Origin of the sequence: Pseudomonas sp. (assembly GCF_050739655.1) — a bacterium.
Classification (GTDB): Bacteria; Pseudomonadota; Gammaproteobacteria; order Pseudomonadales; family Pseudomonadaceae; genus Aquipseudomonas.
Genome location: NZ_JBOIBY010000486.1, coordinates 1 through 5,885, shown reverse-complemented (window position 1 = coordinate 5,885; position 5,885 = coordinate 1). Strand labels below are relative to the sequence as shown.

Below are 5,885 nucleotides of genomic sequence, written 5' to 3'. Positions count from 1 at the left end.
GTGCCTGACCTTGCGTTCCACTGAGATGGCATAGAACGACTCGCTCACGGCGTCGGTCTGGCCGATCACCTCCACGCCATACTGGCGTTGCACTTCATCGGCAATCACGCTCGGGCCGATGAAGATCCCGCTACCGGATTGGCCGAAGGCCTGCATCAGGGCGCTGTCGTCGAACTCGCCGACAATCTGCGGCTGGACCTGTTGCTCGGCGAACCAGCGCTGCAAACGGCTGCGCACCACGGTTTCCGGGCCGGGAATCAGTAGCGGCGCACCGTGCAGGTTGCGCGGGAAATCCCGGCCGTAACGTGCCGCCAGCTCAGGGGTGGCGAAGAAGCTGATCCCGCACTCGCCGAGTTTCTGGCTGTAGCCCTTGATGTCCAGGTGCGACGGCATCGGGCTGTCGGAAATCACCAGGTCCAGGCGCTGGATCGCCAGGTCGGCCAACAAACGTTCAAGCTTGTCTTCACGGCAGGTGATGCGCAGCGGTTCGCTCAGCTCCATGGTCGGTGCGATCAGGCGGTAGACGATGGATTTGGGCACCACGTCGGCCACGCCGACGCGAAACAGAATCTGCTGCTCATTGGGTTGTGCCCGCAGCATCAGTTCCAGTTCGCCACCCAGCTGAAACATTTGCTCGGCGTAGGGCAGTGCCTGGCGTCCGGCCTCGGTCAGTTCAAGTTGCCGCCCGACGCGCCGGAACAACTCGATGCCGAAGGTCTGTTCCAGCAATGAAATCTGCCCGCTGATGGTTTGTGGCGTGAGGTTCAGTTGCTCGCAGGCGCGCACGATGCTGCCGGTCTTGGCCACCACCCAGAAGTAATGCAATTGCCGATAGTTGAGCATGGTGTTCCATAGTTCGTAAAAAACGAAGTATAGCGAGTAAAAATACGAATTTTCCTGAAGTGTTCGCTTCCCTAGAATGCATCGCTATCAACGGGCCATCGTTTAGGTCCCGTTCGTTCTATCGAGGAAAGCATCATGAAGCTGAAAACCACGGCACTGCTGATCACGTCTTTACTGGTACTGGCCGGTTGCGACCAGGCCGAGAAAAGCGCGCAACAGTTGATGGGCAAGGCCGCCGAAAGCGCCAAACAGGCGATTGACGATACCCACAAGGCCGCCGAGCAGGCGCTCAGCGATGCCACCGGCAGTAGCAAAAAAGAATCAGCGGAAAAAGAGTCGGAAAAATCCGAATCTTCCTCCCAGGAAATCTAAACCGCATTACAACGAGTCAGGACTGACCCATGGATTACCTTTTACAACTTGCCGCCAGCCCCACCGCCTGGGTCGCCCTGGCCACCCTGGTGGTGATGGAAATCGTGCTCGGCATCGATAACCTGATCTTCATTTCGATCCTGACCAACAAACTGCCCGAGCAGCACCGGCAGAAGGCGCGGCGCGTTGGTATCGGCATGGCGCTGATCCTGCGACTGGGTCTGTTGAGCACCATCGCGTTCATCGTCCAGTTGACCGCTCCTGTGATCGAGATTCTCGGCCACGCGTTCTCCTGGAAAGAGATGATCCTGATCGCCGGTGGCTTGTTCCGGTTGTGGAAGGCGACCACCGAGATCCATCACAGCATGGACCCGGCTCCGGAAGACCCGATGTCGAAGACATCGACCGTGACCCTGGGCTTTGCTGCGGCGATCGGTCAGATCCTGATGCTGGACATGGTGTTGTCCATCGACAGCATCATCACCGCTGTCGGCATGACCGAGCATTTGCCGATCATGATCATCGCTGTGGTGGTGTCGGTGCTGGTGATGTTGCTGGCGGCTGATCCACTGGCCAAGTTCATCAACGACAACCCGACCGTGGTGATGCTGGCCCTGGGCTTCTTGATCATGATCGGCATGACGCTGATCGCCGAAGGCTTCGGCGCCCACGTACCGAAAGGCTACGTCTATGCCGCCATGGCGTTCTCGGCAGCCATTGAAGTGTTGAACATGATGTCCCGGCGGGCGAAGCAAAAGCGCGTAACTGCTCAAGCATAACCCCCACTGAACGAAACGGCCGCCTGAACTCGAAAGAGTCCAGGCGGCCGTTTTTTTAAGTCTGTAACGCGTCAGTCAGTGGGCGGCAGCATGACGCTGAGTGGGTTTATCGGTTTTCACCAACGATGCCGGTTGAGCAGGGTGGTGATGGTGACGGCGGGTAATACGCAGAACTCCCCATAACATGGCGGCGGCGACGGCCAGCCAGCCGCTGATTAACATCACGATTGTCATTGTCAGGCTCATCGATGCCTCCTCTTTGCCCTGCAGCGGGCAGTCACGCTATGCAAGTGACAGTCTAGCCGCTGCTGTGTTTCAGGCTATTGACCGAAGGTCGATTGCGATCAACCAGTTCGCTCTATGGAAAGCAATCAACTACCGCTTAAGGCTATACCGCCGACGCATGGCGTCCTATGATCGTCAGCCCAGCCGGGAATGCGATTGCCTGGCATCTGAACAAGAGAGTGATGATGGTTCGGTTAATTTCTCGAATTCTTTCGGCGGCATTGATTATGGGTTGCATCGCCAGTCTGGCCGGTTGCGCCGGTAGCGTTGACCCACAAATCAAGCGCCTGCCGGAGCGGGTTGAACTCAGTGGCCGGTTCTACAAGGGCGTGGCCAATCAAAGTGGGCCGCAAGTGCTGGCGAGCATGTTGTCCCAGCAAGGCATCGTGATTACCCCAGGGTTGCTCGACAAGCCATTGCGCTTGCCCGGTGCCGAAGCCCAGTTGCAGCAAAACATGCAGAATCTCGCCCGGGAATACGGCATGGTGGTCTATCCCCTGGACAGCAATCTGCCTGCCCTGCTGACTCAGGTTGCCGCCGGATATCCGGTGATGGTGCGCTTCACTGAAGGTTCGGCGCTCTGGGCTGAACCGCGATATGCGATTTTGAGTGGATACAACCGTCAGAAACAGACCGTGCTGCTGCGCGCAGGAATGGAGCAACGATTGATGATGAGCTTCGGCTCGTTTGAATCGGCGTTCAAGGACGCCGGAGGTTGGGCGGTGTTGATCCAGAGCCCGAACCAGCTTCCCGCCCAGGTCGATCAGCAGCGCTGGCTGAATGCCGCGAATGATCTCGCTAAAGCTGGTCAGGAGCAGGCGGCCGCGAAAGCCAAACAAGCGTTGAATACCCAGTAAGTCCGTTCGTCATTTGCCGGGCACCCTGGCCCGACGACAGCCTCTGATCATAAAGGCCCGTATTAATCGGGCCGCGATCAGGAGGCGTTCATGACACATTCCAATATCCCCTCCGGCCCGCACTCGTCCGAGCATTCGTCCGGCGACGAGCTGGGGTTTGACCCCGACTCCCCGGACGTCACCGACCCTCAAGTCGATCCCATAGGACCGGCCAAGGCGCCCAAGGATGTAAAGCCGGGTGACACCCACAAGACTCCCTCGAAGCCCTATGATCCACTCGGTGATCTGAAGCCCTAGATCCTATGGAGGTGCGCATGTCTATTGATTCGAGTTTCAATGACAAACGTCCGGAAAACGTTCCCACGACACCTGAGGAGAGTGTCGATCCGGTGATGGATCCCGACAGCCCAATGCGTGATCCGCTGGCACGGCCGGCCGTGGCGCCAACGGAGCATCCGAAAGGTTGGAATGATCCGAGCAAGGGGGATGGCATTCCTGATGATGATCAGATGCCGTTGCCGAACGATTGAAGGCGACGCCGGATTTCCCCGTTACACGTGCTTCTGTAGGAGCTGTCGAGTGCAACGAGGCTGCGATCTTTTGACGTTTAAAAGCAAGATCAAAAGATCGCAGCCTGCTGCAGCTCCACAGGGAGCAGCGTTGTTATTTCGAGGCTTCAACTACGCCACTCTGGCGCTGCTTGAGGTTCTTGTCCGATTTGTATTGCAGGGCAACGGAAGGCACATCGGCGCTCCTGCCTGTCTCGACCCAATTGCGCAGGCGTGTGGCATCGGCAAAGTGAGTGTACTTGCCATAGGCATCCAGGATGACCATCGCAACCTGGCGGTTGCCCATGTGAGTAACAAGGACCAGGCAATGACCGGCTTCGTTGGTGAAGCCGGTTTTCGTCAGCTCGATGTTCCAGTCCGGCTTGCGGACCAGGTGGTCGGTGTTACGGAAGCCCAAGCTGTAGTTGGGCTTGCGGAACGACACGGTCTTTTCCTTGGTGGTACTCAGTTGCGTCAGCAGCGGGTATTTGTGTGCGGCGATCAGCAACTTGCTCAGGTCGCGGGCGGTGGAGACGTTGCGCGGCGAAAGACCGGTCGGCTCGACGAAATGGGTGTTGGTCATGCCCAGCGCCTTGGCCTTGGCATTCATCGCGGCGATGAACGCGGCGTAACCGCCCGGATAATGGTGCGCAAGACTCGCGGCTGCGCGGTTTTCAGACGACATCAGCGCAATCAGCAGCATTTCGCGGCGCGGCATTTCGCTTTTGAGCTTGACCCGGGAAAACACGCCACGCATCTCCGGCGTGTTGCTGATGTCGATATTGATGTACTCGTCCATGTTCTGTTTGGCTTCAACCACAACCAGGCCGGTCATCAGTTTGCTGACCGAAGCGATGGGTACAACCACATCGGGATTGTTGGCGTAGATGACTTTGTTGGTCTGCATATCCAGCAGCAATGAACTGCCGGAAGCGAGCTTGAGCTTCGAGGTGTCTCGAGGTGCGGCGGTGGTTTCGCCGGCATTGGCAAGTGGCGTGATTAAAGTCCCTGTAAGTGCAAAAACTAGGCTCAGGATGGAAAGGCGGATTTTCACGCTGGCAGACTCATAAAGTGTTGATACACCGTTATGTAACGGGCTATTTCGTAAAAGCGCGACATTCTGGAGTATGGCTGAATAACTGTCGATGGTTGTTCGAGAGTGACGTGAAAGTCGTTGGGAACATGAAAAAAAAGTCACTTTCCGGCGGATGGTCATTGCTGTTTCGTGGGCAAAAAAGAACCCCGCCGTGGCGAGGTTCCTTGTGTCGCTGAAGCCTGTGCCGTGTGTATCAGCTATGCAAGGTTTCGGCAGCGTACAGCGTGTTTTCCAGCAGGCAGGCACGCGTCATCGGGCCTACACCGCCCGGCACTGGAGTGATCCAGCTGGCGCGGGGCAGGGCGGTTTCGTAGATCACGTCACCGACCAGCTTGCCGTCTTCCTGGCGGTTGATGCCGACGTCGATCACGATCGCGCCTTCCTTGATCCACTCGCCCTTGACCAGGCCAGGCTTGCCAGCGGCCACTACCACCAGATCAGCGCGGCCGACGTGACCGGCCAGATCCTTGGTGAAACGATGGGTGACGGTCACGGTGCAACCGGCCAGCAACAATTCCATCGCCATCGGACGGCCAACAATGTTGGATGCACCCACAACCACGGCATTCATCCCGTACAGATCGGCACCGGTGCTTTCCAGCAGCGTCATGATGCCCTTGGGGGTGCACGGACGCAGCAGCGGGATACGCTGGGCCAGACGGCCGACGTTATATGGATGGAAACCGTCGACGTCTTTGTCCGGGCGAATGCGTTCGAGCAATTTCGAGGCATCCAGGTGTTCAGGAAGAGGAAGCTGCAGCAGAACGCCGTCAATGGCGGGATCTTCATTCAGGCGATCGATCAGATCGGCCAGCGCTACTTGAGTGGTTTCGGAAGGCAGGTCATAGGCTTGGGAAAGGAAGCCGACCTCTTCACAGTCTTTACGCTTGTGCGAGACATAAACCTGAGAGGCAGGATCGCTGCCGACCAGGATCACCGCGAGGCCCGGCGTACGCAGACCTTGCTGGCGACGTTCGGTGACGCGTTGGGCGATCTGCTGGCGCAGGCTGGCGGCGATCGATTTGCCGTCGATTAGTTGTGCAGTCATTGCGCGTGATTAACCATCGAGAGGGGAAAAAAAGAGAACGCATTCTCGCATGTCATG

9 protein-coding genes are annotated in these 5,885 nt (G+C 57.7%); 5 read left to right on the top strand and 4 right to left on the bottom strand.

What is annotated here, in order from left to right:
* On the bottom strand, positions 1 to 843 hold an 843-nt coding region (gene nhaR, locus ACRESJ_RS23420), incomplete at its 3' end, for a transcriptional activator NhaR (protein ID WP_431760022.1).
* A 135-nt stretch (positions 844 to 978) separates the two neighbouring features.
* On the opposite strand from nhaR, the gene ACRESJ_RS23415 reads away from it, so the two are divergent.
* Both ACRESJ_RS23415 and ACRESJ_RS23410 read left to right on the top strand, forming a co-directional pair.
* Positions 979 to 1,215, top strand: coding sequence for a hypothetical protein (locus tag ACRESJ_RS23415; protein WP_431760021.1), 237 nt, complete (start codon positions 979 to 981; stop codon positions 1,213 to 1,215).
* Positions 1,216 to 1,244: 29 nt separating this feature from the next.
* On the top strand, positions 1,245 to 1,994 hold the full coding sequence (locus tag ACRESJ_RS23410) for a TerC family protein (protein WP_431760020.1): 750 nt from the start codon (positions 1,245 to 1,247) through the stop codon (positions 1,992 to 1,994).
* Between the two features lie 75 nt (positions 1,995 to 2,069).
* Here ACRESJ_RS23410 and ACRESJ_RS23405 read toward each other — a convergent pair whose 3' ends face one another.
* Positions 2,070 to 2,240: a hypothetical protein gene (locus ACRESJ_RS23405; RefSeq protein WP_431760019.1), complete on the bottom strand. Its 171-nt coding sequence runs from the start codon at positions 2,238 to 2,240 to the stop codon at positions 2,070 to 2,072.
* A 167-nt stretch (positions 2,241 to 2,407) separates the two neighbouring features.
* On the opposite strand from ACRESJ_RS23405, the gene ACRESJ_RS23400 reads away from it, so the two are divergent.
* From ACRESJ_RS23400 to ACRESJ_RS23390, 3 genes are all read left to right on the top strand, one after another.
* The gene (locus ACRESJ_RS23400) at positions 2,408 to 3,136 is read left to right on the top strand and encodes a peptidase C39 family protein (RefSeq protein ID WP_431760018.1); all 729 of its coding nucleotides are present in this window, start codon (positions 2,408 to 2,410) and stop codon (positions 3,134 to 3,136) included.
* A 90-nt stretch (positions 3,137 to 3,226) separates the two neighbouring features.
* On the top strand, positions 3,227 to 3,433 hold the full coding sequence (locus ACRESJ_RS23395) for a DUF6021 family protein (protein WP_431760017.1): 207 nt from the start codon (positions 3,227 to 3,229) through the stop codon (positions 3,431 to 3,433).
* A gap of 17 nt (positions 3,434 to 3,450) precedes the next feature.
* Positions 3,451 to 3,666, top strand: a complete 216-nt coding sequence (locus ACRESJ_RS23390; protein ID WP_431760016.1) for a hypothetical protein — start codon at positions 3,451 to 3,453, stop codon at positions 3,664 to 3,666.
* 133 nt (positions 3,667 to 3,799) lie between these two features.
* Here the strand turns inward: ACRESJ_RS23390 and pbpG are convergent, their stop codons facing one another.
* Both pbpG and folD read right to left on the bottom strand, forming a co-directional pair.
* Entirely contained in the window at positions 3,800 to 4,738 is a 939-nt protein-coding gene (gene pbpG, locus ACRESJ_RS23385) for a D-alanyl-D-alanine endopeptidase (protein WP_431760015.1), read from the bottom strand.
* A gap of 235 nt (positions 4,739 to 4,973) precedes the next feature.
* Positions 4,974 to 5,828: a bifunctional methylenetetrahydrofolate dehydrogenase/methenyltetrahydrofolate cyclohydrolase FolD gene (gene folD, locus ACRESJ_RS23380; protein ID WP_431760014.1), complete on the bottom strand. Its 855-nt coding sequence runs from the start codon at positions 5,826 to 5,828 to the stop codon at positions 4,974 to 4,976.
* Positions 5,829 to 5,885 lie beyond the last annotated feature (57 nt).

Coding starts and splice junctions, on each gene's coding strand:
- ACRESJ_RS23415 (WP_431760021.1), top strand. CDS start 979: ATGAAGCTGAAAACCACGGCACTGCTGATCACGTCTTTACTGGTACTG.
- ACRESJ_RS23405 (WP_431760019.1), bottom strand. CDS start 2,240: ATGAGCCTGACAATGACAATCGTGATGTTAATCAGCGGCTGGCTGGCC.
- folD (WP_431760014.1), bottom strand. CDS start 5,828: ATGACTGCACAACTAATCGACGGCAAATCGATCGCCGCCAGCCTGCGC.
- ACRESJ_RS23395 (WP_431760017.1), top strand. CDS start 3,227: ATGACACATTCCAATATCCCCTCCGGCCCGCACTCGTCCGAGCATTCG.
- ACRESJ_RS23400 (WP_431760018.1), top strand. CDS start 2,408: ATGATCGTCAGCCCAGCCGGGAATGCGATTGCCTGGCATCTGAACAAG.
- ACRESJ_RS23390 (WP_431760016.1), top strand. CDS start 3,451: ATGTCTATTGATTCGAGTTTCAATGACAAACGTCCGGAAAACGTTCCC.
- ACRESJ_RS23410 (WP_431760020.1), top strand. CDS start 1,245: ATGGATTACCTTTTACAACTTGCCGCCAGCCCCACCGCCTGGGTCGCC.